Annotated in this window: 26 protein-coding genes; 12 read left to right on the forward strand and 14 right to left on the reverse strand. The window is 70.2% G+C overall.

Going from position 1 to position 24813, the window contains the following annotated elements; genetic code table 11:
- Nucleotides 1–63 precede the first annotated feature (63 nt).
- Both ACFYRH_RS09685 and ACFYRH_RS09690 read left to right on the forward strand, forming a co-directional pair.
- Nucleotides 64–1215, forward strand: coding sequence for a lactate 2-monooxygenase (locus tag ACFYRH_RS09685; protein ID WP_387770840.1), 1152 nt, complete (start codon nt 64–66; stop codon nt 1213–1215).
- Nucleotides 1212–1856, forward strand: coding sequence for an HAD family hydrolase (locus ACFYRH_RS09690; protein ID WP_387770843.1), 645 nt, complete (start codon nt 1212–1214; stop codon nt 1854–1856). The genes ACFYRH_RS09685 and ACFYRH_RS09690 overlap by 4 nt, the downstream gene beginning before the upstream one ends.
- Here ACFYRH_RS09690 and ACFYRH_RS09695 read toward each other — a convergent pair.
- Nucleotides 1853–2944 carry a 2-oxoacid:ferredoxin oxidoreductase subunit beta gene (locus ACFYRH_RS09695; protein ID WP_387770846.1) on the reverse strand — a complete coding sequence of 364 codons (1092 nt, stop codon included), beginning with the start codon at nt 2942–2944 and terminating at the stop codon, nt 1853–1855. The genes ACFYRH_RS09690 and ACFYRH_RS09695 overlap by 4 nt on opposite strands.
- The gene (locus ACFYRH_RS09700; RefSeq protein WP_387770849.1) at nt 2941–4920 is read right to left on the reverse strand and encodes a 2-oxoacid:acceptor oxidoreductase subunit alpha; all 1980 of its coding nucleotides are present in this window, start codon (nt 4918–4920) and stop codon (nt 2941–2943) included. Before ACFYRH_RS09700 ends, ACFYRH_RS09695 begins: the two co-directional genes overlap by 4 nt.
- Nucleotides 4921–5198: 278 nt before the next feature.
- Here ACFYRH_RS09700 and ACFYRH_RS09705 point away from each other — a divergent pair, with 278 nt between their 5' ends.
- Together ACFYRH_RS09705 and ACFYRH_RS09710 are read left to right on the forward strand one after the other, a co-directional pair.
- Nucleotides 5199–6008, forward strand: a complete 810-nt coding sequence (locus ACFYRH_RS09705) for a hypothetical protein (protein WP_387770852.1) — start codon at nt 5199–5201, stop codon at nt 6006–6008.
- Nucleotides 6009–6018: 10 nt separating this feature from the next.
- Nucleotides 6019–6375 (forward strand): NADH-quinone oxidoreductase subunit A, encoded by a 357-nt coding sequence (locus ACFYRH_RS09710; RefSeq protein WP_387770854.1) that lies wholly within the window; start codon nt 6019–6021, stop codon nt 6373–6375.
- Nucleotides 6376–6491: 116 nt separating this feature from the next.
- On the opposite strand, the gene ACFYRH_RS09715 is transcribed toward ACFYRH_RS09710, so the two are convergent.
- Complete coding sequence (locus ACFYRH_RS09715; protein WP_387770857.1) at nt 6492–7391, reverse strand: ornithine cyclodeaminase family protein; 900 nt, start codon at nt 7389–7391, stop codon at nt 6492–6494.
- Between the two features lie 45 nt (nt 7392–7436).
- Between ACFYRH_RS09715 and ACFYRH_RS09720 the strand changes: the two genes are divergently transcribed.
- From ACFYRH_RS09720 to ACFYRH_RS09730, 3 genes are all read left to right on the forward strand, one after another.
- Nucleotides 7437–8453, forward strand: a complete 1017-nt coding sequence (locus ACFYRH_RS09720) for a dipeptidase (RefSeq protein WP_387770860.1) — start codon at nt 7437–7439, stop codon at nt 8451–8453.
- A complete protein-coding gene (locus ACFYRH_RS09725; RefSeq protein WP_387770863.1) occupies nt 8450–9808 on the forward strand; it encodes a serine hydrolase domain-containing protein in 1359 nt (452 codons plus the stop codon). The genes ACFYRH_RS09720 and ACFYRH_RS09725 overlap by 4 nt, the downstream gene beginning before the upstream one ends.
- 192 nt (nt 9809–10000) lie before the next feature.
- Nucleotides 10001–10225: a hypothetical protein gene (locus ACFYRH_RS09730; RefSeq protein ID WP_387770866.1), complete on the forward strand. Its 225-nt coding sequence runs from the start codon at nt 10001–10003 to the stop codon at nt 10223–10225.
- Between the two features lie 615 nt (nt 10226–10840).
- Here the strand turns inward: ACFYRH_RS09730 and ACFYRH_RS09735 are convergent.
- From ACFYRH_RS09735 to ACFYRH_RS09765, 7 genes are all read right to left on the reverse strand, one after another.
- The gene (locus ACFYRH_RS09735; protein ID WP_387770869.1) at nt 10841–13753 is read right to left on the reverse strand and encodes an AAA family ATPase; all 2913 of its coding nucleotides are present in this window, start codon (nt 13751–13753) and stop codon (nt 10841–10843) included.
- 149 nt (nt 13754–13902) lie between these two features.
- Nucleotides 13903–14070 carry a hypothetical protein gene (locus ACFYRH_RS09740; protein WP_387770872.1) on the reverse strand — a complete coding sequence of 56 codons (168 nt, stop codon included), beginning with the start codon at nt 14068–14070 and terminating at the stop codon, nt 13903–13905.
- A 13-nt stretch (nt 14071–14083) separates the two neighbouring features.
- Nucleotides 14084–14212 (reverse strand): hypothetical protein, encoded by a 129-nt coding sequence (locus ACFYRH_RS09745; RefSeq protein WP_387770875.1) that lies wholly within the window; start codon nt 14210–14212, stop codon nt 14084–14086.
- A 283-nt stretch (nt 14213–14495) separates the two neighbouring features.
- Nucleotides 14496–14654 (reverse strand): hypothetical protein, encoded by a 159-nt coding sequence (locus tag ACFYRH_RS09750; protein ID WP_387770878.1) that lies wholly within the window; start codon nt 14652–14654, stop codon nt 14496–14498.
- A 115-nt stretch (nt 14655–14769) separates the two neighbouring features.
- Nucleotides 14770–15471, reverse strand: a complete 702-nt coding sequence (locus ACFYRH_RS09755; RefSeq protein WP_387770881.1) for a GntR family transcriptional regulator — start codon at nt 15469–15471, stop codon at nt 14770–14772.
- Entirely contained in the window at nt 15468–15986 is a 519-nt protein-coding gene (locus tag ACFYRH_RS09760; protein WP_387770884.1) for a cysteine hydrolase family protein, read from the reverse strand. Before ACFYRH_RS09760 ends, ACFYRH_RS09755 begins: the two co-directional genes overlap by 4 nt.
- 2 nt (nt 15987–15988) lie before the next feature.
- Nucleotides 15989–17440, reverse strand: a complete 1452-nt coding sequence (locus tag ACFYRH_RS09765; protein WP_387770887.1) for a purine-cytosine permease family protein — start codon at nt 17438–17440, stop codon at nt 15989–15991.
- Between the two features lie 85 nt (nt 17441–17525).
- On the opposite strand from ACFYRH_RS09765, the gene ACFYRH_RS09770 reads away from it, so the two are divergent.
- The 4 genes from ACFYRH_RS09770 to ACFYRH_RS09785 are packed head-to-tail and all read left to right on the forward strand — an operon-like array spanning nt 17526 to nt 20732.
- On the forward strand, nt 17526–18383 hold the full coding sequence (locus tag ACFYRH_RS09770; RefSeq protein ID WP_387770890.1) for an alpha/beta fold hydrolase: 858 nt from the start codon (nt 17526–17528) through the stop codon (nt 18381–18383).
- A 5-nt stretch (nt 18384–18388) separates the two neighbouring features.
- The gene (locus ACFYRH_RS09775; RefSeq protein ID WP_387770893.1) at nt 18389–18946 is read left to right on the forward strand and encodes an NADH-quinone oxidoreductase subunit B; all 558 of its coding nucleotides are present in this window, start codon (nt 18389–18391) and stop codon (nt 18944–18946) included.
- A complete protein-coding gene (locus ACFYRH_RS09780; RefSeq protein WP_387770896.1) occupies nt 18943–19803 on the forward strand; it encodes an NADH-quinone oxidoreductase subunit C in 861 nt (286 codons plus the stop codon). Before ACFYRH_RS09775 ends, ACFYRH_RS09780 begins: the two co-directional genes overlap by 4 nt.
- On the forward strand, nt 19800–20732 hold the full coding sequence (locus ACFYRH_RS09785) for a GNAT family N-acetyltransferase (RefSeq protein ID WP_387770899.1): 933 nt from the start codon (nt 19800–19802) through the stop codon (nt 20730–20732). Before ACFYRH_RS09780 ends, ACFYRH_RS09785 begins: the two co-directional genes overlap by 4 nt.
- Here ACFYRH_RS09785 and ACFYRH_RS09790 read toward each other — a convergent pair.
- Genes ACFYRH_RS09790 through ACFYRH_RS09800 form a run of 3 tightly spaced genes read right to left on the reverse strand, consistent with a single transcriptional unit; the run spans nt 20723 to nt 22588 of the window.
- On the reverse strand, nt 20723–21148 hold the full coding sequence (locus ACFYRH_RS09790) for a PIN domain nuclease (protein ID WP_387770902.1): 426 nt from the start codon (nt 21146–21148) through the stop codon (nt 20723–20725). The genes ACFYRH_RS09785 and ACFYRH_RS09790 overlap by 10 nt on opposite strands.
- Nucleotides 21145–21366 (reverse strand): antitoxin, encoded by a 222-nt coding sequence (locus tag ACFYRH_RS09795; protein ID WP_387770905.1) that lies wholly within the window; start codon nt 21364–21366, stop codon nt 21145–21147. The genes ACFYRH_RS09790 and ACFYRH_RS09795 overlap by 4 nt, the downstream gene beginning before the upstream one ends.
- A 31-nt stretch (nt 21367–21397) precedes the next feature.
- Nucleotides 21398–22588 carry an NAD(P)H-binding protein gene (locus ACFYRH_RS09800; RefSeq protein WP_387770908.1) on the reverse strand — a complete coding sequence of 397 codons (1191 nt, stop codon included), beginning with the start codon at nt 22586–22588 and terminating at the stop codon, nt 21398–21400.
- A gap of 62 nt (nt 22589–22650) precedes the next feature.
- Between ACFYRH_RS09800 and ACFYRH_RS09805 the strand changes: the two genes are divergently transcribed.
- Nucleotides 22651–23598, forward strand: coding sequence for an NADH-quinone oxidoreductase subunit H (locus tag ACFYRH_RS09805; RefSeq protein ID WP_387770911.1), 948 nt, complete (start codon nt 22651–22653; stop codon nt 23596–23598).
- Here the strand turns inward: ACFYRH_RS09805 and ACFYRH_RS09810 are convergent.
- Nucleotides 23585–24751, reverse strand: a complete 1167-nt coding sequence (locus tag ACFYRH_RS09810) for an ABC transporter permease (RefSeq protein ID WP_387770914.1) — start codon at nt 24749–24751, stop codon at nt 23585–23587. The two genes, ACFYRH_RS09805 and ACFYRH_RS09810, sit on opposite strands and share 14 nt — an antisense overlap.
- Nucleotides 24752–24813: the final 62 nt, after the last annotated feature.

Raw genomic sequence — 24813 nt, forward strand, 5'->3', positions numbered from 1 at the left:
CCCGGGAGCTGACGGATGTCATGGCCGGTAGCGACCGCCTCGGCGGGCGTGGGAGCATCCGGCATGGCCAACTTCGGGGACTACCAGTTGCAGATCTACCTGCAGGGCATGGCGCAGGGGACGACACCGGAGATCACCACCGACCTGGCGCGGCTCGAGTCGCAGGCGGCCGGGAAGCTTCCGCTGGAAGCGATGGGGTACATCGTGCCGAGCGCCGGCGGCGGCGCGACCGCGCGTGCCAACCAGGCGGCGTTCGACCGTTGGCGCCTGGTGCCGCGGATGCTGCGCGGCAGCACCGACCGCGACCTGTCCTGCACGATCCTCGGGACGGCGATGCCCGCCCCGGTCCTCGTCGCACCGATCGGTGTCCAGACCCTCGCGCACCCGGACGGCGAGCTGGCCACCGCCCGCGCCGCGAGCGCCCTCGGCCTCACCTACACGCACTCCACCCAGGCGAGCCACGCGATCGAGCAGATCGAGGCCACCAGCAAGTGGTTCCAGCTGTACTACCCGACCGACAAGGACGTCTGCCTCAGTTTCCTCCAGCGCGCCGAAGCCGCCGGGTACGCCGTCCTCGTCGTCACCCTGGACACCGGGACGATCGGCTGGCGACCGGCCGACCTGGACCGCGGTTTCCTGCCGTTCCTCAAGGGTGAGGGGCTGGCGAACTATTTCAGCGACCCGGCGTTCCAGGCGAAGCTGGCCAAGCCGATCGCCGAGGACGCGGGCGCCGCGGTCATGCACTGGGCGCAGATGTTTCCGAACGTCGGCCTGTCCTGGGACGACCTCTCGTTCCTGCGCGACAACTGGGGCGGCCCGATCGTGCTCAAGGGCATCACCCACGTGGAGGACGCCAAGCTCGCTGCGGAACACGGTGCCGACGGCATCGTGGTGTCGAACCACGGCGGCCGGCAGGTCGACGGCGCGATCGCCGCGCTGGACGCGCTGCCGGCGATCTCCGACGCGGTCGGTGAACAGCTGACGGTCCTGTTCGACTCCGGCGTACGCACCGGATCGGACGCCGCCAAGGCACTGTCCCTCGGTGCGAAGGCGGTACTGCTCGGGCGTCCGCTGCTCTACGGCCTCGCGCTCGCCGGGCAGGCAGGCGTCGAGCATGTACTGCGATGTTTCCTCGCCGAACTCGACCTGACGCTGGCGCTGTCCGGGTACGCGAACCATCGGGAGCTCAACCGCGACTCGGTGGTGCGCGCGTGAAGGCGATCATCTTCGACCTCGACAACACGCTCTTCGACCACAGCGGCTGCGCCGAGCTGGCGCTTCGCAGCTGGGTGATCGGCCTCGGCATCACCCCGACGGAGGAGGTGGTGGCGCGGTGGTTCGCGATCGAGGACGACTGTTTCGGCCGTTTCCTGTCGGGCGAGCTCACCCATCAGGGGCAGCGTCGCTGCAGGCTCCGCGCGTTCCTGCCGGTCCTGGAGCGACCGGTGCCGGAGGCGGACGCCGAGCTGGACGAGATCTTCGAGGGCTACCTCACCGAGTACCGGAACAACTGGGTCGCATACCCGGACGCGCGTCCAGCGCTGGAAGTTGCCCGTAGCAACGGTTGGCGGATCGGCGTGCTGACCAACGGGAACGAGCGCCAGCAGAACGCCAAGCTCGCCACCATCGGACTCGCCGACCTGATCGACGTCGTGTGCACGTCCGAAGCGCTCGGCGTCAGCAAACCCGACCCGCTGACCTACCACCGCACCTGCGAGGCGCTCGGGACCACTCCGGAAGAGACCCTGATGATCGGCGACAACCTCGAGGCCGACGTCCGCGGAGCACAAGCCGCCGGCCTGGCCGCGCGGCACCTCGACCGCGCGGCCGGACAGACACTGCTGGACTTGCTCTAGCCGATCGTCCAGGTGTCGGCGCCGGTGACCAGGGTCTGCAGGTCGCCGGTGCCCTGGGACTCCTGGGCCGTGGTGATCTGCTGGCGTACCAGGTCGTCGTACGCCGGGCGCTCCACCGACCGGAAGACGCCGACCGGAGCCCGGTGCAGGACGCCACCGTCGGTGAGCCGGGAGAGCGCGAACGCGTATGCCGGGTCCTCGGTGTGGGCGTCGTGGACCACGAGGTCCGCCTCGCCGCCCGGCAGGTCCGCGATCTCGCGCACCGCGAGCGACGCGAATCCGTCGCGGACGACGCCGAGTCGGCCGTCCTTGCCGAAGCGGATCGGCTCGCCGTGGACGAGCGGGATGATCGCGTCGTCCCGGGTCTCCGGGTCCTTGAACGCCTCGAACGCGTTGTCGTTGAAGATCGGGCAGTTCTGGTAGATCTCCACGAACGCCGTACCGCGGTGCTCGGCCGCGGCCCGCAGTACCGACGTGAGGTGCTTGCGGTCGGAGTCGACGGTCCGCGCGACGAAGGTCGCCTCCGCGCCGAGCGCCAGCGAGACCGGGTTGAAGGGGTTGTCGACCGAGCCCATCGGCGTCGACTTCGTCACCTTGCCCGGCTCCGAGGTCGGCGAGTACTGGCCCTTCGTGAGGCCGTAGATCCGGTTGTTGAACAGCAGGATCTTCAGGTTCACGTTCCGCCGCAGCGTGTGGATCAGGTGGTTGCCGCCGATCGACAGGGCGTCGCCGTCACCGGTGACCACCCAGACGCTCAGGTCCGGCCGCGCGGTCGCCAGGCCGGTCGCGATCGCCGGCGCACGGCCGTGGATCGAGTGCATGCCGTACGTCGACAGGTAGTACGGGAAGCGGGACGAGCAGCCGATACCGGAGACGATCGCCACGTTCTCGCGCTTGATCCCCAGCTCGGGCAGGAACCCCTGGAAGGCTGCGAGTACCGCGTAGTCACCGCACCCGGGGCACCAGCGGACCTCCTGGTCCGACACGTACTCCTTGCGGTTCTGCGGCTCGGTCGCGGCCGGGACGCCCTGCAGACCGTTCGGCAGGCCATGTGGAATCCCGGGCATGCCGAGCTCGACGGTGCTCATCGTGCTCCCTCCTTCAGGTGGCCGTTCTGGTCGGCCAGCGCCTCGCCGTGCTTGACGGCGGCCGCGGCCGCCCCCAGCTGACGGGCGTCGTCGTCGATGCCGGCGGTCTCCTCGACCAGGTTGCCGATCACCTCCGCGAGCTCCGCGGCGCCCAGCGGCATCCCGCGGACCTGCGCGTAGGAGACGACGTCGACCAGGTACTTCGAGCGCAGCAGCATCGCCAGCTGGCCCAGGTTCATCTCGGGGACGAGCACCTTGTCGTACGACTTCAGCACGTCACCGAGGTTCGACGGGAACGGGTTCAGGTGCCGCAGGTGGGCCTGCGCGACCTTGCCGCCGACCTTGCGGACCCGGCGGACCGCGGCGCCGATCGGGCCGTACGTCGAGCCCCATCCGAGCACCAGCACCTTCGCCGTACCGTCCGGGTCGTCGACCTCGATCGGCGGGATCGACCGCGCGACCGCGTCCACCTTCGCCTGGCGGGTGCGGATCATCAGGTCGTGGTTGGCCGGGTCGTAGGAGATGTTGCCGGTCTTGTCCTCCTTCTCCAGGCCACCGATGCGGTGGTCCAGGCCCGCCGTACCGGGGATCGCCCAGGCGCGGGCGAGGGTCTCCGGGTCGCGCAGGTAGGGGAGGTACTTCGGCGCGCCGTCGTCGCCGGTCGCGTTCGGCTCGAGTGTGAAGTTCGGCTCGATCGTCGGCAGGTCGTCGACGACCGGGATCTGCCACGGCTCGGACCCGTTCGCCAGGTAGCCGTCGGACAGCACGATCACCGGCGTCCGGTAGGTGATCGCGATCCGGGCCGCCTCGATCGCGATCGCGAAGCAGTCGGCCGGGGACTGGGCGGCGAGCACCGGCAGCGGCGCCTCACCGTTGCGGCCGAACATCACCTGCAGCAGGTCGGCCTGCTCGGTCTTGGTCGGCATCCCGGTGGACGGGCCGGCGCGCTGGATGTCGCAGACGACCAGCGGCAGCTCGAGCATCACGCCGAGGCCGATCGTCTCGGACTTCAGGCTGATCCCCGGGCCGGACGACGTGGTGACACCGAGCGCCCCGCCGAACGACGCACCGAGGGCCGCGCCGACGCCGGCGATCTCGTCCTCGGCCTGGATCGTGGTCACGTTGAACCGCTTGAGCTTCGACAGCTCGTGCAGTACGTCGGACGCCGGCGTGATCGGGTACGCGCCGAGGACCAGCGGCAGGCCGGCCCGCTGAGCACCCGCCACCAGGCCGTACGCCAGCGCGAGGTTGCCGGAGATGTTCCGGTACGTGCCGGTCGGCATGCTGGCCGGCTTCACCTCGTAGCGGACCGAGAACTCCTCGGCGGTCTCACCGAAGTTGTAGCCCGCCCGGAAGGCCGCGATGTTCGCGTCCCGGATGTCCGGCTTGCTCGCGAACTTGGTCTCCAGGAACGTGATCGTCGAGTCGACCGGCCGCTGGAACAGCCAGGACACCAGACCCAGGGCGTACATGTTCTTCGCCCGCGACGCGTCCTTGCGGCTCAGCCCGAACTCCTTGACCGACTCCACGGTCATACCGGTGAGATTCAGCGGTACGACGTGGTAGCCGTCGAGCTCGCCGGTCTCCAGCGGGTTCTCGTCGTACCCGATCCGCTTCAGGTTGCGAGCGGTGAAGTCGGCGGTGTCGACGATCAGGGTCCGGCCCCGCGGCACGTCCTTGAGGTTCGCCTTCAGCGCCGCCGGGTTCATCGCGATCAGCACATCGGGCGCATCACCCGGCGTGAGGATGTCGTGGTCGGCGAAGTGCAACTGGAAGGACGAGACCCCGGGCAGGGTCCCGGCTGGTGCCCGGATCTCCGCGGGGAAGTTGGGCAACGTCGACAGGTCGTTGCCGAACGATGCCGTTTCCGCTGTGAACCTGTCCCCCGTGAGTTGCATCCCGTCGCCGGAGTCGCCGGCGAAGCGGATCACCACGCGGTCGAGCTGCTTGACCTCGATGGTCACTGTTCTGTTCATCTCCAAGTCGAAGCTTGGGTCGTCCGGCCGCGTCGTGGGCGACAGGCCGATCCCCCCGTCAGGGTGATAACCCCAATATTAGTTCGCCCTTAGTACGGAACCATGCGGAAGCCCCGGTGGTCCACAGCCTGGGACGGGGTGTTAGAAGCCGATCTGGTCCGGTAAGGGGGAAACCTTCCAGTGTCACACTGTGCGAGCGCTCGTTTGCGATCCGCTGCCGGAACCGGCAGGGTGTCGTCATCAAGCTGTGACACTCGGGGTTCTCAGGGAGATGTTCCATGCGCGCTGCGCGGTTGCTGGTCGGTCTGCTGACGTTGGTCGTCGCGGGATGTGCTGCTCCGGCGGCCCCCGCGAACAGTTCGCTGAGCCTTGGCAGTACGGCGGCCGCCGCGCCGGCGTCCGTGACGACCCCGGCCCGCACCGCGAAGATCACCAGCATCCGGACGACCGACGCGACCAGGGGCGTGATCACCGTGGTCGGGACGCTGACCCCGGCGCCCGCGGCCGGGACCCGGATCCCGCTGCACCAATGGATCCCGGCGCAGAAACGCTGGCAGGAGATCGCGCACGGATTCTCGACGGGTAGCAGCGTGACGATCACCACGGTCCAGCCCGGGTCGGTCCGGACCTACCGGATCGCGGTCGCCGCGCAGGCGCCGTACGCCGCGGGGATCTCGCCGATGATCAGCTTCAAGCACTACGTCTGGCGCGGGATCTTCAAGAAAGGGCTGCTCGCGACGGGTGGGGTGGGGCAGCCGCAGTTCACCGTCGTACCGCCGAAGGAAGGGCCACGGCGGGCCGAGGCGGACCTGCTGGCGAACCAGGGCGGGTACGTCTGGGGCGACGTCGACTCGACCGGCTGCCGGTACTCGCGCAACTGGCTCGGGAACCTGACGGACGGGACGGTGCGGGTGTCGCTGCACAACGGGACGACGGCGATGACGTCGGTCCGGATGAAGCAGGAGACCGAGACCTGGCTGAACCACGACATCACCGGCGTGACACGCCTCCGCCTCCAGGTCGCCGACATCCAGTCCGGCTACGGCCCGTACGTTTCAGTCGACTCCTTGCTGCTCTGCACCAATTAGACTGCTCCCCGTGTCGGACAGCTATGGGGTCGTCGCCGCGGTGGTCGCGCTCGGCCTCGTGGGGCTGATCGGCGCGTTCGCGCTGAACAAGGCGCTGACGGTCACGTATCCGACCGAGGGCAAGCTGAAGACGTACGAGTCGGGCGTGGACCCGGTCGGCGAAGGCTGGGCCCAGGTCCACATCCGGTACTACCTGTTCGCGTACCTGTACGTGATCTTCGCGGTCGACGCGATCTACCTCTTCCCGTGGGCGACGATCTTCGCGACCCTCGGCTTCGCGACGTTGATCGAGATGTTCGTCTTCCTCGCCTTCGTCGCGGTCGGGCTGCTCTACGCCTACCGCAAGGGCGTCCTCCGCTGGACCTGAGCGCGGGCGGACCTGCAGCACTCACCAACCGGGGCGCACGACCTCAGCGGACTGCTGCTTGCGCGTGAAGTAGGTCGGAGGCGCGCGCTTGATGAGTGGTGGCGGTCCGCGCCGGCCTAGTGCTCGGCCAGGGCTGCGGCGATGGCCCAGTCCTGGGGACCGATGCCTACTGACTTGAAGACCGTGCGGCCGGTGGCGAGCGGCGGGTCGGCGAGGGCGGGGCCGAGTTCGACGAGATCGGATTCGGCGAGGACGCCGGACTCGACCGCGTCGATGATCTCGCCGGACTCCTCGAGGGCCGCCTCGCGCTGGTCGACGAGAACCGTGGTGGCGGAGCCGAGCAGTTCGCGGGGGAGTTCGCGCATGGTCGGGCGGAAGGCTCCGATGGCGTTCACGTGGACGTTTTCGGGCAGGGCATCGGCGGTGAAGAGCGGCGTCGAAGACGAGGTCGCGCAGCACAGGACGTGGGTATCGGCGATCGACGCGTCGATGTCGGTGCTGGGCGTGAACTTCACCTCGGGGAACTCTTCGGCGAGGTCGCCGGCGAGCGCCGCGGCGCGGCCGGCCGAGCGGCCGGTGACCGTCACCTCCGCGATCGGGCGTACGGCGAGGACCGCGCGGACCTGGTCGGGAGCCTGAGCGCCGGTCCCGATCACGGTGAGCCGGGTGGCGCCGGCCGGTGCGAGCAGGCCGGTCGCGACACCGACGACCGCGCCGGTGCGCAAGGTGGTGATCGAGGTGCCGTCGGCCACCAGTTGCTCGCCGTCGCCGGTCCAGATCACCGTCGCGCGGATCGCCGGCACCCGGTCGAGCGCGATCCCGATCTTCTTCACCACCGCGGTCCCGCTCGGCGAGTGGTACGCCGACATCACCAGCACCGCACCGTTTCCGAAAATCTGCCGCGGTGGCAGCACGAAGTTTCCGGCCGCCAGCTCACGGAACGCGTTCCGGACCGCGTCGACCGCGGCCGGCATCGGAACGGCCTGCCGGACGTCTTCCGCAGAAAGCACCTTCACCTCGCCGAGCATATTCTGGTTCCCGCCGACCTCGAGGGGGATCGAATGAACCTGCACCAGGACGCGATCGTCGCCGACGCGCACAACGACCTGCTGATGCTGGTCGCCCGGCGCCCGCGACAGGTGTGGCCGGGGTACTTCCGGGAGCGATGGATTCCGCAGTTGCGGGACGGGGGCATCGACGTCCAGGTCCTGCCGGTGTTCATCGATTCCGAGTTCCTGCCCGAGGGCGCGCTCCGCGAGACGCTCCGGATGATCGAGGCCGCGCACCGCATCGCCGAGGCGAACGCCGACGAGGTCGCGTTGTGTACGGCGCCCGGTGACATCGAGGCGGCGACCGCGGCCGGGAAGATCGCGCTCGTCCTCGCGCTCGAAGGCTGCCCGCAGATCGACACCGACCTCGAGCTCCTGCAGACGCTGCAGCGGCTCGGTGTCCGGATGGTCTCGTTCACGCACTTCGGGCGCAGCGCACTCGGCGACGGCTCCGGCGAAGACGCCACCGGTAGCCGGCTCACCCACGCCGGTGTCGAGGCCGTCGGGTTGCTCGAGGAGCTCGGCGTACTGATCGACGTCTCGCATGTCGGCCGGGCCGGGACCGAGCACATCCTCGAGCTGGCCACGAAGCCGGTGGTGGCGTCGCATTCGAGTGCGTTCGCGCTGCGCGAGCATCACCGGAACCTGACCGACGACCAGTTGCGCGCGATCGCCGCGACCGGCGGAGTCGTGTGCGTGAACTTCTTCGCCGGTTTCCTGACCACCGCCGAGAAGCCGACCGTCGACCACCTCGCCGACCACATCGTGCACATCCTCGACGTGGCCGGCGAGGACGCCGTCGGGCTCGGCAGCGACTTCGTCGCGGAAGTGTTCGGCGAGAAGATCCCGGCCTGCGACCGGCCGGTGGTCATCCAGGGCCTGGACGCCGAGCTGTACGTCCCCGGCCTCGAAGGCCCGGCCGGCCTGCCGCTGGTCACCGATGCGCTGCAGCGCCGAGGGTTGCCCGACGCAACGATCCGGAAGGTCCTCGGCGAGAACCTGGTCCGGGTCCTGACATCCAAGGAGTGACGAACGTACAGAGCTGGCTCGACGGCAACCTCGCGGATCTGATCACCAAGCACGGCGTGCCCGCCGCCTCGGTCGCAGTCCTGGCCGACGGCGAGGTGAGTACGGCGGCCGCCGGCGTGCTGAACCTGAACACCGGCGTCGAGGCGACCGTCGACTCGGTGTTCCAGATCGGCTCGGTCACCAAGCTGTGGACGACCACGCTGATCATGCAGCTCGTGGCCGACGGGACGGTCGACCTCGACCGTCCGGTGCGGGACTACCTGCCCGAGTTCAAGCTCGCCGACGAGGAGGCGGCGGCGGTGATCACGCCGCGCCAACTGCTCACCCACTCCAGCGGTTTCTCCGGCGACGCGTTCACCCCGACCTCCCGCGGGGACGACGCGGTCGAGCTGTTCGTCCGCGACGTGATCCCCGGGCTGGCGCAGGAGGTCCCGCCGGGCGCCGGGTTCTCGTACAACAACGCCGGGTTCGTCGTGCTCGGGCGGATCGCGGAAGTTCTGCTCGGGAAGCCGTATCACCAGTTGCTCCGCGAGCGCATCGTCGTACCGCTGGGGCTGGAGCAGGTGGCGACGATTCCCGACGAGGCGCTGCTGTACCGCGCGGCGCTCGGGCATGTGGCGCCGACGCCCGGGGCACCGTTGCAGGCGGCGCCGGTGTGGAGCCTCGTGCACGCGATGGCGCCGGCCGGGTCGTTGCTGGCGATGAGTGCGCGCGACCTGATCGCCTTCGGCCGCGGGTACCTGGACGCGACGTTGCTCGACCGGGCTGCGATCGACCGGTTGTGGGAGCCGCAGGTCGACGTACCGGCGATCGGCGGGTTCGCGCAGCACTGGGGGCTTGGCTGGATGATCTTCGACGTCGAGGGCGGGCGGCTCTACGGCCACGACGGCGGGACGGTCGGCCAGTCGGCCTTCTTCCGACTCGTTCCGGAGAAGGGCGTCGCAGTCGCGTTGCTCACCAACGGCGGCGACACCCCGGCCCTGTACGACGAGTTGGTCGGCCACCTGCTGCGCGAGACCGCGGGCGTCGAGCTGCCGAGCCGTCCGGAGCCGCCGACGGATGCGGTCCGGATCGCTCCCGAGCTCGTGACGGGCCGGTACACCGGCGTACTGATGCAGGCCACGGTGACTCTCGAGAGCGGGGAGTTCTGGGTTCTCGACGAGGCTGTCAGTGACGAGGCGCGGGTGTTGTTGCCGGAGCCGCGGCGGACCCGGCTGGTGCCGCTCGACGAGTCGCGGTTGATCGCGGCCGAGCCGGAGCGCGGCGTGTACGAGGTACTGGCGTTCCGGCAACCGGTGGACGGGCGGGCGGAATACCTGTTCCGCGGTGGCCGGCTCACGCCGCGCCGCCACTGAATGCACGGTAACTGAGCGTCAAGCTCGGTCACACACGACCGTTGCCTGATCACCGTTTGTGATTGCATTCGGCAACAAGCGTCAGCTTGAAGCGTGTGTGCTGACGGAATGCGCACAGGTGGTCGCCATGTGCTGAGTTCGGCGTTATGGTGATTACTCGGGGGAACGGGGCGAGTACATGGCGGTGAGGCTATGTCGTGGCAACTGTGGGTGTTGATCGCACTCGCTGCGGCCGGAGTGTTGTTGCTGGCCGTGGCGCGGATGCGCCATGCCCGCAAAGTGTTCGACGACATCACCGACCTGGAGCACACCCCGGCCAGCACCCCGGCCGATTCGCCGGCCGATGAGTTGGCACGTGCCCGAGCCCGGGCCCGCGCCGCCCACCCCGAACCGGGCCGCCACCGCAGACACGGCTGACGACCCGGCTGCGCACCTCGAACCCGGCAAGCGCCATCGGAAACCGGGGCCAGGCGACCCCCAACCAGGCCCCCCGGTCAGGCACCCCGGTCAGGCACCCCGGCCAGGCACCCCGGCCAGGCACCCGGTCAGGCACCCCGGTCAGGCACCCCGGTCAGGCACCCCGGTCAGGCACCCCGGCCAGGCACCCCGACCAGGCATTCGAGCGGTTCACCCCTGAGGTTGTCCGTGAGCAGTTGGCATGCCGCGTGGGAACGGACCATTTCTGAGGTGAACCACCCAAACGGCGCCACGGCGCCACGGCGCCACGGCGCCACGGCGCCACGGCACGGCGGCGCCACGGCGCGACGGCGCCACGGCACGGCGGCGCCACGGCGCGACGGCGCCACGGCACGGCGGCGCCACGGCGCCACGGCGCGACGGCACGGCGGCGCCACGGCGCGACGGCACGGCGGCGCCACGGCGCGGCGGCGCGGCGGCGCGGCGGCGCGGCGGCGCGGCGGCGCGGCGGCGCGGCGGCGCCACGGCGCCACGATGGCGGGTGCAGAGCCGGCTGAGGTCGTCGCTGTCGGGGACGGCGAGGGACTGACAGCCCGAAGGTTGCTTGACGCGGTACTAGTCGAGCAGACCGTCCCGGCGGGCGACTGCTGCTGCTTCGGTGCGGGAGCGAACACCCAGCTTCGCCAGGATGTTCGACACGTGCACGCTGACCGTCTTCTCGCTGATGTACAGCTCGCGCGCCAGCTGCCGGTTCGTCCGCCCTTCCGCGAGCAACCGCAGTACCTCGGTCTCTCGCGACGTCAGCGCGCTGGCGCCGCCGGTGTCGACGCCACCCGTCTCGGTCAGCAGCGGCTGCGCGCCCAGCTCACGTCCCACGTCGGCGGCCAGCGCGCTCTGCTCGTTCGCCTCCGAAACCCGGCCGGCGGCCCGGAGCGCGGCGGACAGCCGGACCCGCGACCACGCCTGCTCGAAGACGTACCCGTACCCGAAGGCTTCGGTCGTCCGCGTCCAGGCGGCGACGTGGTCCTCGGGCGTCGGCGGGTCGATCCCGGTCAGCCAGCGCAGCCGATCCCACTCCGCTTCCAACCGCGCCAGCCAGGCGAGTCCTTCGACGCCCATCAACCGGCCCGGCGGCAGCCCCTTCTCCGCGGTCGTCTGCCCGACTGACACCAACTCGGCGCCACGTTTGACCAGCTCCGCGGCGGCCGACGGCTCACCGACGGCACGGTGACACAGCATCTGCAGACCGAGGGTGGCGAACCGGATCCGGGCGAGGAACCACTCGGTCTGGAACACGTCCGCACACAGGGTGGAGACGTCGGTGATCAGCTTCTCGGCCTCGGCCGGCTTGTCGAGCTCGCGGTACGCGTCGACGGCCGGCTGCAGCCCGATGATCGGCAGCATCACGTCCAGGTCCCACCATTTGCGCGACATCTCGAACTCTTCCGCGACCGCGGTGTCGCCACGCCCGCTCCGGACCGAGAACTCGACCGCCCGCAGTGCGGCAGCGGCCGCGGCGGGCGTCATCGCGTCGGTGCGTGCGGTCGCGACCGCCGCGTCCCACTCACCGAGCATGAACTGGGTCAGCGACAGCATCCGCCGCGCGTCGAACCCGTAGGCCGCCCACTGTCGCCCGAGCTCACCGGCGCGCTTCGCCGCGAACGACAGCGCCGCCTTCGCGTTCAGCAGGTCGCCCTGCTCGTAGTGCGTCGACCCGAGCAGGAACCGGCTCCGCACCTCGGCCGCCGGATCTCCGAGCAGCTGCGCCCGGACGGCGGCCTCCTCGAGCTGCTTCGCGGCAGTCTCCGGGTCGCCGGCGCGGCGGCGCAGCTGGGCCAGCGTGATTCCGGCGTCGCTGGCCGCGGACTCCTGACCGGCCTCGCGGGCGATCTCCAGCGCCTTGTGCGCCCAGCGCTCCGCCTCCATCGGCCGGCCGAGCGCGTCGGACACCCGCGCGTACAGCGACGCGACCTGTGCCTTGAACACGCTGGCGGGCTCGTCCTGGACCAGCTTGAGCGCCTGCGACACCGCCTCGTTGGCCTCCTGGTCCTGATCGATGACCAGCGCGATATCGGCCAGCGGGAGCAGCAGTCGCGCCCGCTCCAGCTGCGGCGCCTCCGGCGTCAGGTCGGCGAGGGCCTTGCGGAGAATCTTCACCGCGCGCAGGTGCTGCGAGGACAGTGTCGCGGCCGTCGCGGTCTGGACGATCAGCCAGGTCTTGTCGGTCGGGCTGTCGGCCGATCGGTTCGGGAACAGCTCCAGGGCCAGCTCGAAGTGCTTCAGCGCATCCTGTGGCGCAGCGACCGAGATGGCCTCCTCGCCCGCCCGGACCCGCGCCTCGAACGCGACCGGCAGGTTGTGCGACCGACTGGCATGCCCCGCGAGCTCAGCCGCCGTACCGGCGACCGTCTGGTCCTTGAGGGCTTGGACGTACGACGCGTGCAGGCGAACCCGCTCGCCCGGGAGCAGATCGTCGTACACCGCCTCGGCGAGCAGGGCGTGCCGGAAGTAGTAGCGATCACTGGTCGGTACGTCGATGATGTGCGCGTCGATCAGCTCGCGGAGCGCCTCGTCGAGCTCACGGTCGGGAAGATCGGCGACCGCGGTCAGCAACGTGTGCGGGACGCGGCGGCCGGCGACCGCGATCACCCGGGCGACCTGGCGGGCGTCGTCGGACAGCGGATCGAGACGGACCAGCAGGAGGTCGGCGAGATCCGGCGGGACGACGTCGCCGTCGCCCAGCGAGGCCGCGGCGGCGAGCTCCTCGGTGAAGAAGGCGTTGCCGCCGGCGCGCTCCAGGATCCGGCGCTCCTCGGCCTCCGGGAGCGGCGCGGTGAGCAGCGAGTGCAGCAGCGTGCGGGCCTCGTCGGCGTCGAGGGGGAGCAGGTTGACCCGGCGTACCCGGGGGTTGCGGGCCCACTCGGCGATCGGGCGGCGCAGCGGATGCCGGCGGTGCAGGTCGTCGCTGCGGTACGACACCACGAGGGCGAGGCGCTGGGAGGTCAGCCGGGTGATCAGGAAACCGATCAGGTCCCGGGTCGAGTCGTCGGCCCAGTGCGCGTCCTCGATGATCACCAGGATCGGCTCGCTGGTGGACAGTGCGGTGAACGCGCCGAGCACCGCGTCGAACAGCGCGGCCCGGTCGAGCTGGCCCTCCTGCGGGGCAGGTTGGGCACTGAGCATCCGGTGCGCGGGCAGCAGGCGGCCGATCGCGGGGAAGTTGGTCAGCACGCTCTCGACCAGATCCGGGCGGTCGCCCGCCAGGCGCCCGAAGATCTCGGAGAACGGCTGGTACGGCAGGCCGGCGTCGCCGAAGTCGGTGCAGTGCCCGACCAGGACGCCGAAACCGCGCTCGTGGGCCCCGGTGGCGATCTCGTCCAGCAGCCGGGTCTTGCCGACCCCGGCGTCGCCGGACAGCAGCACGGCGCCGGCGCGACGCGTGCGGGCGTCGTCCACGGCGCTGAGCAGGGCGGCCATCTCGGACGAGCGGCCGACGAGAGGTGTCGAAATCCAGGGCACGTCGTCCATCTTCGCCCCTGGCGCCGACACAAATCGACGGCATCCCGGCCGATGGCCGCCGCTTCTGCTGTCAGCAGCGCTCCGGGCGGGCCTTTTGCCGGATATGAGAACGCCGTCCCTGATCTCCAGTGCGGGATCAGGGACGGCGAGTCGGGCGGTCATGCGACCGTGGTGGGTCGGAGGGTACGGCGTGCGTGCCGCGGCTCGGGCTGCGAGGCCCGCTCCGCCTGCTGCCGGCTCACGGGCCGGAAGCTACGCCGGGCCCGCTCCTGCCGGTACGCCGTTTCCGCCTTGACGAACTCGGAACTCAGAGGGGTGCTGAACATGGTTGACCTCCCTTCAGGCTTTCCGGCCGAACAGGTGGGCGATGCTCCGGCGGCCCCGGGTGCTCCGGTGCTGCCGGAAGTCGCGGCTGAGGCGCTCCCTGCGGTAGTCGACCTCTGCCTTGACCGATGCGTTGGTGAACATGTGTTCCTCCGTTGTGCGATGCCGGCTCCCTGCCGACACCGGTAAATCTGCTCGTCTGAGGTAGCCCCGCACATCGGAACTCCTCCCTATCCCCGCCGGACCTGGGGCCTTAGGTGTTCCCAGGGCGTCTTAGGAGGTGCCTGAGACCCGCCCGAGGGCCCTACGCACGGACCAAAACGACGGGGGGCGAAACGACCGGGGGCGAGAACGACGGCGGCGCGGCCGGCTCCGGAGAGCCGGCCGCGCCGGGTGGGGAAGGGGGTCTGAGGCGGTGACCGCGCTGTCACATCGCGGGACGAGCACGCAGCTCGGGTGCGCAGGGCTGCGGCGGCACCGCTTTCCGCGACCGCTGGAACCAGAACGGCCGCTGGAAGTCGCGCCGGATCCGCTCCTGCCTGTACTCCATCTCCGCCCGAACCACGGCGGTCGAGTAGAACAACATGACGTCCTCCTGTCGTTGCCCCGACTCTCCGCGCCTGAGGACCACGCCCACATCCGCACATCTCCCTATCCCTGCCCGGCAGCCCCCTTAGAGGCGCCGATTCGGGCCGGGGGAGTCACGTGCGGTAGGTGAGGCTCAGCTCGTAGTGGTTGGGATCCAGGAGTTCGTCGGCGTGTTCGGCGAAGGTGTCGTCGGCGGTCCAGCTGGTGCGGGTGGTGTGCAGGAACCAGGTGCCGTGGGGGCGGTCGAGGTGGCCGGCTTCGACGGGGGTGAGGGGGCGGCCGCGGAGGCGTTGTTCGCAGTGGTCCAGGTAGAGGCCGGCGCGGTTCAGGGTGACGCTGATCGACCCGTTGTCCAGGCCGCGTTCGGGCAGGTCCCGGAGCGGGGCGATGGCCGGGATACGGCTGCGTTCCAACGAGATCGCCGTACCGTCGGTGAGTTGCCGGACACGTTCGACGACCACCACCTCGGCCGACTCCAGACCCAGTCGCGCGGCCAGCGCCGGATCGTCCTCGCGTTCGATCCGCACCGTCCGCATCCGCGTCTCGACACCGTTTTCCGAAAGCGCGTGCGTCCACCCCAACCGGCCGTCCAACGGCCGGCCGTCGAACAGCACGAACGAGCCCTTTCCGGTGTGCGTCGCGATCAGGTTGTCCTCGGCGAGTACGGCGAGCGCGGCGCGAACCGTGTTCCGGCTGACCGAGAACCGTTTCGCCAGCTCCACCTCACCGGGCAGCTGCGCGCCCCGCCGTACGACGCCGGACCGGATCTCGCGGGCGAGGACCCGGGCGATCCGCTCGTGCTTCAACGAGATCACCGCAGCTGCTCCAGCCGGACGATCTCGATCATCGGCGCGTACAGCCGCATGATGTCGAGCGCCTTGTGATGGTTCTCCTCCGTCGAACCGGCACACGCTTCCTCGACCACCTGGACCTGGACGCCGGCGTCCACCGCGGAAAGCGCCGTACTGATCACGCAGCAGTCGGTCGTCACGCCGCCTAGCACCAGCCGCCCGCCGGTCCGTGTCCGCGCCGCGAGTTCGGGGCCCCAGGCACCGAACGTGGTCTTGTCCAGCGTCGGCGCCCCGCGGAACTCGTCGACCAGCTGATAGTCCTCGGCATCCGGCGGCTGCAGCGCGAACGGAAACGCTTCGTAATAAGGGATCCACGCTCCGTCCGGCCGCTCCGGTGCGACGAATCGCGTGAACACGACCTCCGGCGAGAACAACGTGATCAGTTCCCGCGCCGGCTCGATCACCCGCTCGAATCCCGGCGTGGCCCAACCCGACGCGGGGTCCGCGAAGATCCGTTGCAGGTCGATGAGCGCGAGCACCCTCAAGCCTCCTGCCGCCGTACGGCGGACCGCCCGCCGAACCACTGCGCGACGAACCCGAGCACCAGCGCGACCAGTACGCCGAGGTTCGCGAACGCCCACGCGCCCTCCTTGCCGCCGAGACCGAACGCCTCGAGCAGGTAGCCCTGCCAGGTCAGCCAGGAGGCAAGCGTGTTCGTGACGAGTCCCCAACCGATGCCAGTGGCAATGATCATCGTCGCCACGGGCAACCAGCGGATGTCGCCGTACCGCCCGCTCGGCTGGTAGAGGTCGGATTCGGCGTAGTCCCGCCGGCGGCTCGCGATGTCGGCGAGCATGATCCCGCACCAGGCCGCGATCGGTACGCCGAGCGTGATCAGGAAACCCTGGAACTGCCCGAGGAACTCGCCGCCGTAGAACACCACGTAGATGGTGCCGCCGATCATCACCACACCGTCGATGAACGCGGCGACGTACCGCGGAACCGGCAGACCGAGCGACAGCAGCGCCAGCCCGGACGAGTAGATGTCGAGCACCGCCCCGCCGACGAGCCCGAGGACCGCGACGATCACGAACGGCACCAGGAACCAGGTCGGCAGCGCCCCGGCCAGCGCACCGATCGGGTCGGCGGCGATCGCCTCGCTCAGATCCTTCGACGACCCGGCCAGCAGCAGACCGAAGATCAGCAGTACGACGGGAGCCACCGACCCGCCGAATGTCGTCCACCCGACCACACCACGGCTCGACGCCTGCCGCGGGAGGTACCGCGAGTAGTCCGCGGCCGCGTTCACCCAGCCGAGCCCGAAGCCGGTCATCAGGAACACGAGTGCGCCGATCACCGCCTGCGTGGACCCGTTCGGCAGCGCGGACACCGTGCTCCAGTGGATCTGGTCGGCGACCAGGATGATGTAGACGACCGTGAGTACGCCGGTCACCACCGTGATCACCGTCTGGGCGCGCATGATCAGATCGAACCCGAGCACCCCGCAGGCCACCGTCAGCGCCCCGACCACGATCAGCGCGATCACCTTGGTCAGGTTGCCGCCACCCCAGCCGAGCCGCTCGAAAACGGTTGCCGTGGCGAGCGTTGCCAGGATCGTGAGAACGGTTTCCCAGCCGACGGTCAGCAACCACGACACCAGCGACGGCAGTTTGTTGCCCCGGACTCCGAACGCGGCGCGGCTGAGCACCATCGTCGGCGCCGACCCGCGTTTTCCGGCCAGCGCGATCAGGCCGCAGAGCAGGAACGAGAACACCACCCCGATCAGCCCGGCGATCACCGCCTGCCAGAACGAGATCCCGAACCCGAGGGCGAACGCGCCGTAGCTCAGCCCGAGGACGGAGACGTTGGCCCCGAACCATGGCCAGAACAGCTGGCTCGGCCGGCCCTTCCGATCCGCGTCGGCGATCACGTTGAGGCCGTTGCTCTCCACCGAGAGCGCGCGGGTCTGCTGCGTGTCGAGCTGGTCCGTCATGCTGACTCCCACCCCTGGAATGGACCTGTCCAGTCCTGTTCAATCACGGTAAGCCGGGCCGGCCGGGTGGTCAACAATGAACGGCATGGACAGCAGCGAGTTGAGCGCGGAGGTCGACGGATTCAGGCTGGCGTACGAGCGGGACGGCGAAGGTCCGCCCGTGGTGCTGCTGCACGGATGGCCCGGAGATCGCACGGATCACCGGCGGCTCGCGCCACTGCTGGTGGAGGGTGGATGCGAGGTGGTGGTCCCGGACCTGCGCGGCTTCGGCGCCTCGATCGGGTCGAGTCCGGATCCGGTGCAGTACGGCGCCGACGCGCAGGCGCGGAGCGTGTTGGCGCTGATCGAACAGCTCGGACTCGACCGGCCGGTACTCGCCGGCTACGACATCGGCAGCCGGATCGCGCAGCGGATCGCCCGGGACACACCGGAGTTGGTCGAGGGGCTGGTCGTCGCCCCACCCCTGCCCGGTATTGGAAAACGCGTCTTTTCCGAGCACGCCCAGGCGGAGTTCTGGTACCAGGCGTTCCATCGGCTGCCGGTGATCGAGGAGCTGATCGACGGGCGGCCCGACGCGGTCCGCGCGTACCTCACGCATTTCTGGACGCATTGGTCCGGGCCGGACTTCGAGCCGGAGCTGGATCATCTGGTCGAGGTGTACTCGGTGCCGGGCGCGTTCACGGCGTCGCTGAACTGGTACCGCGCCGGCGCCGGTTCGGTGGCCGTGTCGGCGGCCGAGACGGCGCCACCGTCGTACGACCGGATCGCCGTACCGACCGTGGTGCTGTGGCCCGAGTTCGACCCGCTGTTCCCACGGGCGTGGTCGGACCGGGTGGACGACTTCTTCAGCGACGTCCGCGTCCGGCCAGTCGACGGTGCCGGTCATTACGCGCCACTCGAGTACCCGGAGATCCTCGCCGAAGAGATTGTCGGACTAGGCTAACGAGCATGGCCGAGATCGAGCTGGGGATGCCGACTGTGCGGCCGGCCGTGGGTGCGCTGGCGAAGCTCGCGCCGGAACCGGTGCGGTACCTGCTGAACTGGGGCCGGAAGTACTCGCTCTGGGTGTTCAACTTCGGGCTCGCGTGCTGCGCGATCGAGTTCATCGCGGCGTCGATGGGGCGGCACGACTTCATCCGGCTCGGCGTGATCCCGTTCGCGCCCGGGCCGCGGCAGGCCGACCTGATGGTGGTGTCCGGCACCGTCACGGACAAGATGGCGCCGGCCATCAAGCGGCTCTACGACCAGATGCCCGAGCCGAAGTACGTGATCTCGTTCGGCTCCTGCTCGAACTCCGGCGGACCCTACTGGGACTCGTACTGCGTGACGAAGGGCGTCGACCAGATCATCCCCGTCGACGTGTACGTGCCCGGCTGCCCGCCGCGGCCGGAGGCGTTGCTGCAGGGCATCCTCAAACTGCAGGAGAAGATCGCCGGCGAGCACGTCGCGAGCCGGTACGACGAGCCCTCGGCGGCGGCCCTCACGCGCGGTCTGGTGCAGCCGTGAGCAGTGACGCACTCGAGGCGCTGACCGGCGCCGGGATCGCCGCGACGTCGTCCGGCAGCTTCGGGCCGGTCGCGATCGACGTGCCGCCGGAGTCCTGGGTCCCGGCCCACGAGGTACTGCGGGACGCGGTCGGCCTCACGTTCTTCGACTTCCTCAGCGCCTCGGACGAGCTCAAGGACGGCTTCCGGGTGGTCACGCATCTCGCGGACTTCTGGGGCGGGTCGCATGTCGACCACGTCCTGGTCCGCACGCTGGTGCCGCGGGACCGGCCGGTGCTCCCGACGCTGAGCCGGCTGTACGCGGGGGCGAACTGGCACGAGCGCGAGACGTTCGAGATGTTCGGGATCGGGTTCGACGGGCATCCGAACCTGACCACGTTGCTGCTGCCGGACGAGTTCGAGGGTCATCCGCTGCGCAAGGAGTTCGTGCTCGCGTCGCGGGTCGCGAAACCGTGGCCCGGGGCGAAGGAACCCGGCGAGTCCGACCACGCCCCGTCGGGCGCTCCGAGCCGCCGCCGGACGCTGCCACCCGGCGTACCGGACCCGGAAACCTGGGGCCCACGCCCCGCCGGATCACCGGACCCGGACCCCTTGGCCCCCGCCGAAGCCGCCGCCACCCCCGCCCGCCCGCGCCGCGGTGCCGCCGGAGGCGAACGCCGTACCCGCCGCCAATCCCCACCCGCCGACACAGCACCCGCAGCGCCGGCCGAGTCCTCCACGCCCGCGGCGCCCTCAGCCGACTCACCGCCCGCGGAGCCACGCCCCTCGGACCCGCCGTCCTCGGGTGGTGCGGGGCCGGATCGCGAGCCGCCCGGCTCTGGGTCGTCGGCGTCTGAGCCGTCGGACGGGACGTCGTGATTCCATCCGCGGAGGAGCTGGCTCGGTACACGTTGGCCCGGCAGCATCCGATCACCCGCACCTGGGTGGACGACCGGACCCGCCTCACGACGCTCGCCGAGGAGCATGCGGCGCTCGACATCCTGCTCGCCGAGGACCTCGACATCGCCGCGCAACGCGCCGCCCGGCTCGCGCCGGGCAAACCCGCCGGGTCGATGCTCAACCGATGGGTTGCCATCAGCAACGATCTCGACGCGATGTTCAGCATCCGCTTCGAGAACATGAACCTCGCGAAGCCGTTCGTCGACGCGACCCCGATGACCCGCTCACCCCAACCGTCGGACCTGCCCGCGCTGGCCGCCGCCGCCCGCGAGCACTACGGCATTCACAACCCCCGCTACCTGCGGCTGTGGAGCGCGGAGGCAGGTGTCGCGGGCGCCGAGCCCGACCGGCGGTTCCTCGCCGCGCCGATCAGCGAGTTGCAGCCACACGACGTACCACCTGGACTGGCGCTGCGGCCCACGAAGACCGTCGACCACTACGAGGACGCGGCCGGCGCGTACGACGCGGTGGACGCCGACCACCCGCACCACACCGAGGAAGCGACCCTCCAGGAGCGCGACGCTCTGCAGGAGTCGGCGGACGACGGGCTGCTGTTCGACGTCACCGTGAACGGCGAGTGGGCCGGGTACGCCGCCGCCGTGATCAAACCCGACGACGCCCTCGGCCTGCCCGCGTACGTCGTCCGCGAGATCATCCTCGCGAAGCGCTACCGCGGCCGCGGCTACGGCCGGCACCTGAGCGCCCTGCTCGCCCAGGCCCTCCCGGACCCGACCCGCATCCTGATCGGCACCATCCACTCCGCCAACCACGGCGCCCGCACCGCAGCCCGCACCGCCGGCCGCCAAGACATCGGCGGCTGGCTTCAACTCCCGCTGGGTCAGGCCTGACTCAGTCGCTCTGTCGGCTGCCCGGTGAGGTTGGCGATGAGTTCGAAGTCCTTGTCCACATGCAGGAGGATCAAGCCAGTCTGCTCCGCCGTGGCAGCGATCAGCAGGTCAGGTACCGAAGGCGCTCGATGCTGACCGGAGGCCGCGAGTTGTGCCTGCACGACAACGGCGCGGCGCTCGATCGAAGGCGTCGCGTTCTCCACCGGCATCGCCGCGATCGGCGGGTGCTGCAGGAGCGAGCGGTGTTCATCCGCGGACCGGGCTGAGAAGCCGACCTCGAGCAACGTCACGGTCGTGATGTGCACGAGCCCGCGATTGATGCGGTTGGCCCAGTCCTCTCGGTCGGGAGCCGCACTCAGGCGCACCAGAGCCGACTTGTCGATCAGCCAGCGCCGGGCGTCCGCGGCCGGCGTCACGACCAGGCCTTGTCCATGACCTCAGGGTCGTCCAGATCGCGGGCCAGGTTCGAGAAGCGCTCCAGATCGGCAACGGTCACGGCAACCTCCGAACGCCCGGCCTCCTGGCTGAGCTGCCGGCGCAGGTACTCGCTCCTGGACAGTCCCAGGCCGGCGGCCCGGTAGTCGATCACGGCGAGCACCTCGTCCGGGACATCGCGGATGAGAACGTCACTCATGGCGTCACCTCCTACTCGATATCTCATGATATCAAGCAGGCGGGGAAGTGAAGTAGAAGACTTCCTCGCGGGTGATGTGGCCGGACGCTACGGTGCACAGGGAGAGTTTGGTGGTGCGGGAGCGGGTGCCGGTGCGGACGTTGAGCTGGTCGAAGGCGAAGCGGATCGCGAAGCGGTCGTCGAGGAGGAGCGGGCCGAAGACCTCGATGCCGAGGTACTCGATGGCGGCGTTGAGGCGGCGGGCGTTCTCGAGGATCGCGTCGGCGCCTTTCACCTCGACCTCCTCGCCGTTGGTTTCCATCGGTGCGACGCGGACGATCTCCGGTGCGGTCAGGGCGAGGGCTGCGTCGAGGCGTCCGGTGGTCAGCGCGTCGACGTACTGATGGGCGACCTCGCTCGTCGTCGGCACGCGGAACTCGGCGGCGTGCTCGCGGGCCCACTCGGCGAACGTGAGCGCGGGGCGGCCGGTGAGTTCGCTGACGGTGCTGGTGACCGGTTCGGGGTTGTCGACGAGAGAGGCCCAGTACGCGACCGAACTCTCGGCGAGGATCGGGTCGAGGCCGGCGTCGAGCATCGCCTGCTGCGCCTCCGCGTCCGGCACGGTCTCGATGCGCATCTCCTTGCCGACCACCCGGGCGATGGTCCGGACCTGCTCGGCCTGGGTGAGCACCTCGGGGCCGGTCAGGTCGTAGAACTGCCCGATGTGCCGGTCGTTCAGCAGCGTGAGTACGGCGACCGCGGCGATGTCCCGTTCGTGGATCAGCGAGCGGCCCGCTTCGGGTGACGGGACCCGGATGACGTCGCCGGTGCGGAAGTCGCCGGCCCAGCTCTGCGCGTTGACCGCGAACCCGCCGGGGCGGAGGAACGTCCAGTCCTTGCGCGCGTCCTGGAGCAGTTCCTCGACGTCGCCCCAGACGCCGCCCGAGGGCGCGCTGAGCGAGGACAGGTAGACGACGCGCCGGGGCAGTTCGCCGATGATGTCCGCGGCCCCGGTCGCGCTGAACGACGGCCAGAGCAGGAACGCCGAGTCGGCGTCGGCCGCGGCGCGCCGGACGGCGGCTGGGTCGTAGAGATCGCCCTGGATCAGTTCGACATCGGGCGGGAAGCCGGCGAGATCCGGCGTACGGACGAGGGCTCGGACGGTCACGCCCGCGGCGCGCAGCCCGTCGACGACGTGCCGCCCGACGCGGCCGGTGGCTCCGGTGACAAGAACAGTGGTCATGACCCGTACTCTTCGACCTCAACGTTGGTTGAGGTCAAGCCGGACAGATTAGGCTGACGGTCATGCTGGAGTTCGTGGTGCGGGTGGTGGGCGTGCTGGTCGCCTTCCTGGTGGCGCCGTTGCTGGTCGGCCAGGCCGAGCACAAGGTGATGGCGCACATGCAGTCACGGCTCGGCCCGATGTACGCCGGGGCGTTCCACGGCTGGGCGCAGCTGGTCGCGGACGGCGTGAAGTTCGTCCAGAAGGAGAGCGTGACGCCGGCGGCCGCGGACAAGCGGGTCTTCGAGTGGGCGCCGATCGTCGCGATCCTGCCGTACCTCGCCGCGCTGGCCGCGATCCCGCTGGCGCCGGGGATCGTCGGCGCGGACCTCGACTCCGGATTGTTCTTCGTGCTCGCGGTCATGAGCATCGGCGTCCTGGGTTCGCTGATGGCCGGTTGGGGCAGCGGCAACAAGTACAGCCTGCTCGGCGGGCTCCGGGTCGCGGCGCAGTTGATGAGCTACGAGTTGCCGTTCGTGCTGTCCGCGGCGAGTGTCGCGGTCGCCGCCGGCACCCTGAGCCTGACCGGCATCGCACACGCCTGGAACCCGTGGTGGCTGCTGTGGCAGCTGCCCGGTCTGGTCGTGTTCTTCATCGCCGGTCTCGCGGAGCTGCAGCGGCCGCCGTTCGACATGCCGGTCGCGGACTCCGAGGTGATCTTCGGCCCGTACACGGAGTACACCGGACTCCGTTTCGCGCTGTTCCTGCTCGCCGAGTACGCGGGGATCGTCGTCCTCGCGGCCCTCACCACCGTGCTGTTCCTCGGTGGCTGGAGCGGCCCGGGGCCGGAATCGATCGGCTGGATCTGGACCCTGGTGAAGGTCGCGCTCGTGTCGGTCGTGGTGATCTGGGTGCGGGTGTCGTTCCCGCGGTTGCGGGCCGACCAGCTGCAGAAGCTCGCGTGGCAGGGCCTGGTGCCGGTGGCGCTGATCCAGCTCGCGCTCACCGGCATCGGCGTCACGCTGTTCTGAGCGCCTCCGTCGGCGAGAGCCGCGCGGCCCGGATCGCCGGGTAGAGCCCGGCCAGCCCGCCGATCAGCAGCGTCGCGCCCACGCCACCGGCGAGCGACCACACCGGAATGACCGTCAACCAGTTCTGGTACGACGCGTACGCAGCGGTGACCGCGGATCCGATCAGGGCGCCGCCGAGGCCGCCGAGCGCGGACAGCAGGAGCGACTCGGTCAGGAACTGGGTGCGGATCTGGCCGCGGGTTGCGCCGAGCGAGCGGCGTAGCCCGATCTCGGCGCGGCGTTCGAGGACCGAGATCACCATGATGTTCGCGACGCCTACTCCGCCGACCAGGAGCGCGACGGCGCCCAGGCCGAGCAGGAGTCCGGTGAATGCCTGGCCTGCGGCCTGCTTCGCGGCGAGGGCGTCGGACGGGCGGGAGACCTCGACCTCGTTCGGCGCCTGTGGGTTGGCTGTTGCCCCGAGCACCGATCGGACGGCGGCCACCTGGGCGTCGTCCGATCGGGTGTAGATCGTGGTCGGGTGGCCGTCGAAGGACAGTTTTCCGGCGGCCGGCCAGCCCATCAGCGCGGCGCTGTCCAGTTCGGGGGCGAGTGCGGCCGGGTCCAGGATGCCGAGCACCGTGAACCAGGTGTTCCCGATCAGTACTCGAGTTTCCGGGCCGGCCCTGGTGATTCCGAGCCGTTCCGCGGCGCTGGCACCGAGAACGGTCGCCGGGAACCTTCCGGTGGCCGCGTCGATCCATTTTCCGCTGCGGACCGTCGCGCCGATCGTCTCGAGCAGGTTGGTGCGGGCGGCGTACGCGATGATGCCGTTCGTCTCGACGTCCGGGATCTTGTTCGTCCGGTAGACCGAGACGTCGTCGACCTTGCCGATCGCAGACTCGGCCCGGACCGGCGCGATCCGCCCGACCATCGCCTCCGCGACGAGCGGCAACTGCGCCTGTTCCCCGGTCAGGCGGGTCCCCGGTGTGACGGTCAGCAGGTTCGTCCCCAGCGCGTCGAGCTGCCCGTCGAGCTCGGCCCGCGACGACGACGAGATCCCCACGACGGCGACCATCGCAGCGATCCCGATCGCAATCCCCAACGCGGACAGGAACGCCCGCCCCGGCCGGGTCCGCAACCCCACCGCCCCCACCCGAACGACATCCCCCATCCCCAACCCCACAGGCCGCAGCTCCCCATCCCGCCGCCCACCGTGCTCGAGTCCAGCTGCCT

Source organism: Kribbella sp. NPDC004875 (assembly GCF_042873375.1).
GTDB lineage: Bacteria > Actinomycetota > Actinomycetes > Propionibacteriales > Kribbellaceae > Kribbella.

Excerpts from the sequence above, each read along its gene's own strand:
- ACFYRH_RS09685 (WP_387770840.1), top strand. The coding sequence starts at position 64 with ATGGCCAACTTCGGGGACTACCAGTTGCAGATCTACCTGCAGGGCATG.
- ACFYRH_RS09695 (WP_387770846.1), bottom strand. The coding sequence starts at position 2,944 with ATGAGCACCGTCGAGCTCGGCATGCCCGGGATTCCACATGGCCTGCCG.
- ACFYRH_RS09700 (WP_387770849.1), bottom strand. The coding sequence starts at position 4,920 with ATGAACAGAACAGTGACCATCGAGGTCAAGCAGCTCGACCGCGTGGTG.
- ACFYRH_RS09705 (WP_387770852.1), top strand. The coding sequence starts at position 5,199 with ATGCGCGCTGCGCGGTTGCTGGTCGGTCTGCTGACGTTGGTCGTCGCG.
- ACFYRH_RS09720 (WP_387770860.1), top strand. The coding sequence starts at position 7,437 with ATGAACCTGCACCAGGACGCGATCGTCGCCGACGCGCACAACGACCTG.
- ACFYRH_RS09730 (WP_387770866.1), top strand. The coding sequence starts at position 10,001 with ATGTCGTGGCAACTGTGGGTGTTGATCGCACTCGCTGCGGCCGGAGTG.
- ACFYRH_RS09735 (WP_387770869.1), bottom strand. The coding sequence starts at position 13,753 with ATGGACGACGTGCCCTGGATTTCGACACCTCTCGTCGGCCGCTCGTCC.
- ACFYRH_RS09740 (WP_387770872.1), bottom strand. The coding sequence starts at position 14,070 with ATGTTCAGCACCCCTCTGAGTTCCGAGTTCGTCAAGGCGGAAACGGCG.
- ACFYRH_RS09745 (WP_387770875.1), bottom strand. The coding sequence starts at position 14,212 with ATGTTCACCAACGCATCGGTCAAGGCAGAGGTCGACTACCGCAGGGAG.
- ACFYRH_RS09750 (WP_387770878.1), bottom strand. The coding sequence starts at position 14,654 with ATGTTGTTCTACTCGACCGCCGTGGTTCGGGCGGAGATGGAGTACAGG.
- ACFYRH_RS09765 (WP_387770887.1), bottom strand. The coding sequence starts at position 17,440 with ATGACGGACCAGCTCGACACGCAGCAGACCCGCGCGCTCTCGGTGGAG.
- ACFYRH_RS09770 (WP_387770890.1), top strand. The coding sequence starts at position 17,526 with ATGGACAGCAGCGAGTTGAGCGCGGAGGTCGACGGATTCAGGCTGGCG.
- ACFYRH_RS09775 (WP_387770893.1), top strand. The coding sequence starts at position 18,389 with ATGGCCGAGATCGAGCTGGGGATGCCGACTGTGCGGCCGGCCGTGGGT.
- ACFYRH_RS09795 (WP_387770905.1), bottom strand. The coding sequence starts at position 21,366 with ATGAGTGACGTTCTCATCCGCGATGTCCCGGACGAGGTGCTCGCCGTG.
- ACFYRH_RS09800 (WP_387770908.1), bottom strand. The coding sequence starts at position 22,588 with ATGACCACTGTTCTTGTCACCGGAGCCACCGGCCGCGTCGGGCGGCAC.
- ACFYRH_RS09805 (WP_387770911.1), top strand. The coding sequence starts at position 22,651 with ATGCTGGAGTTCGTGGTGCGGGTGGTGGGCGTGCTGGTCGCCTTCCTG.
- ACFYRH_RS09810 (WP_387770914.1), bottom strand. The coding sequence starts at position 24,751 with ATGGGGGATGTCGTTCGGGTGGGGGCGGTGGGGTTGCGGACCCGGCCG.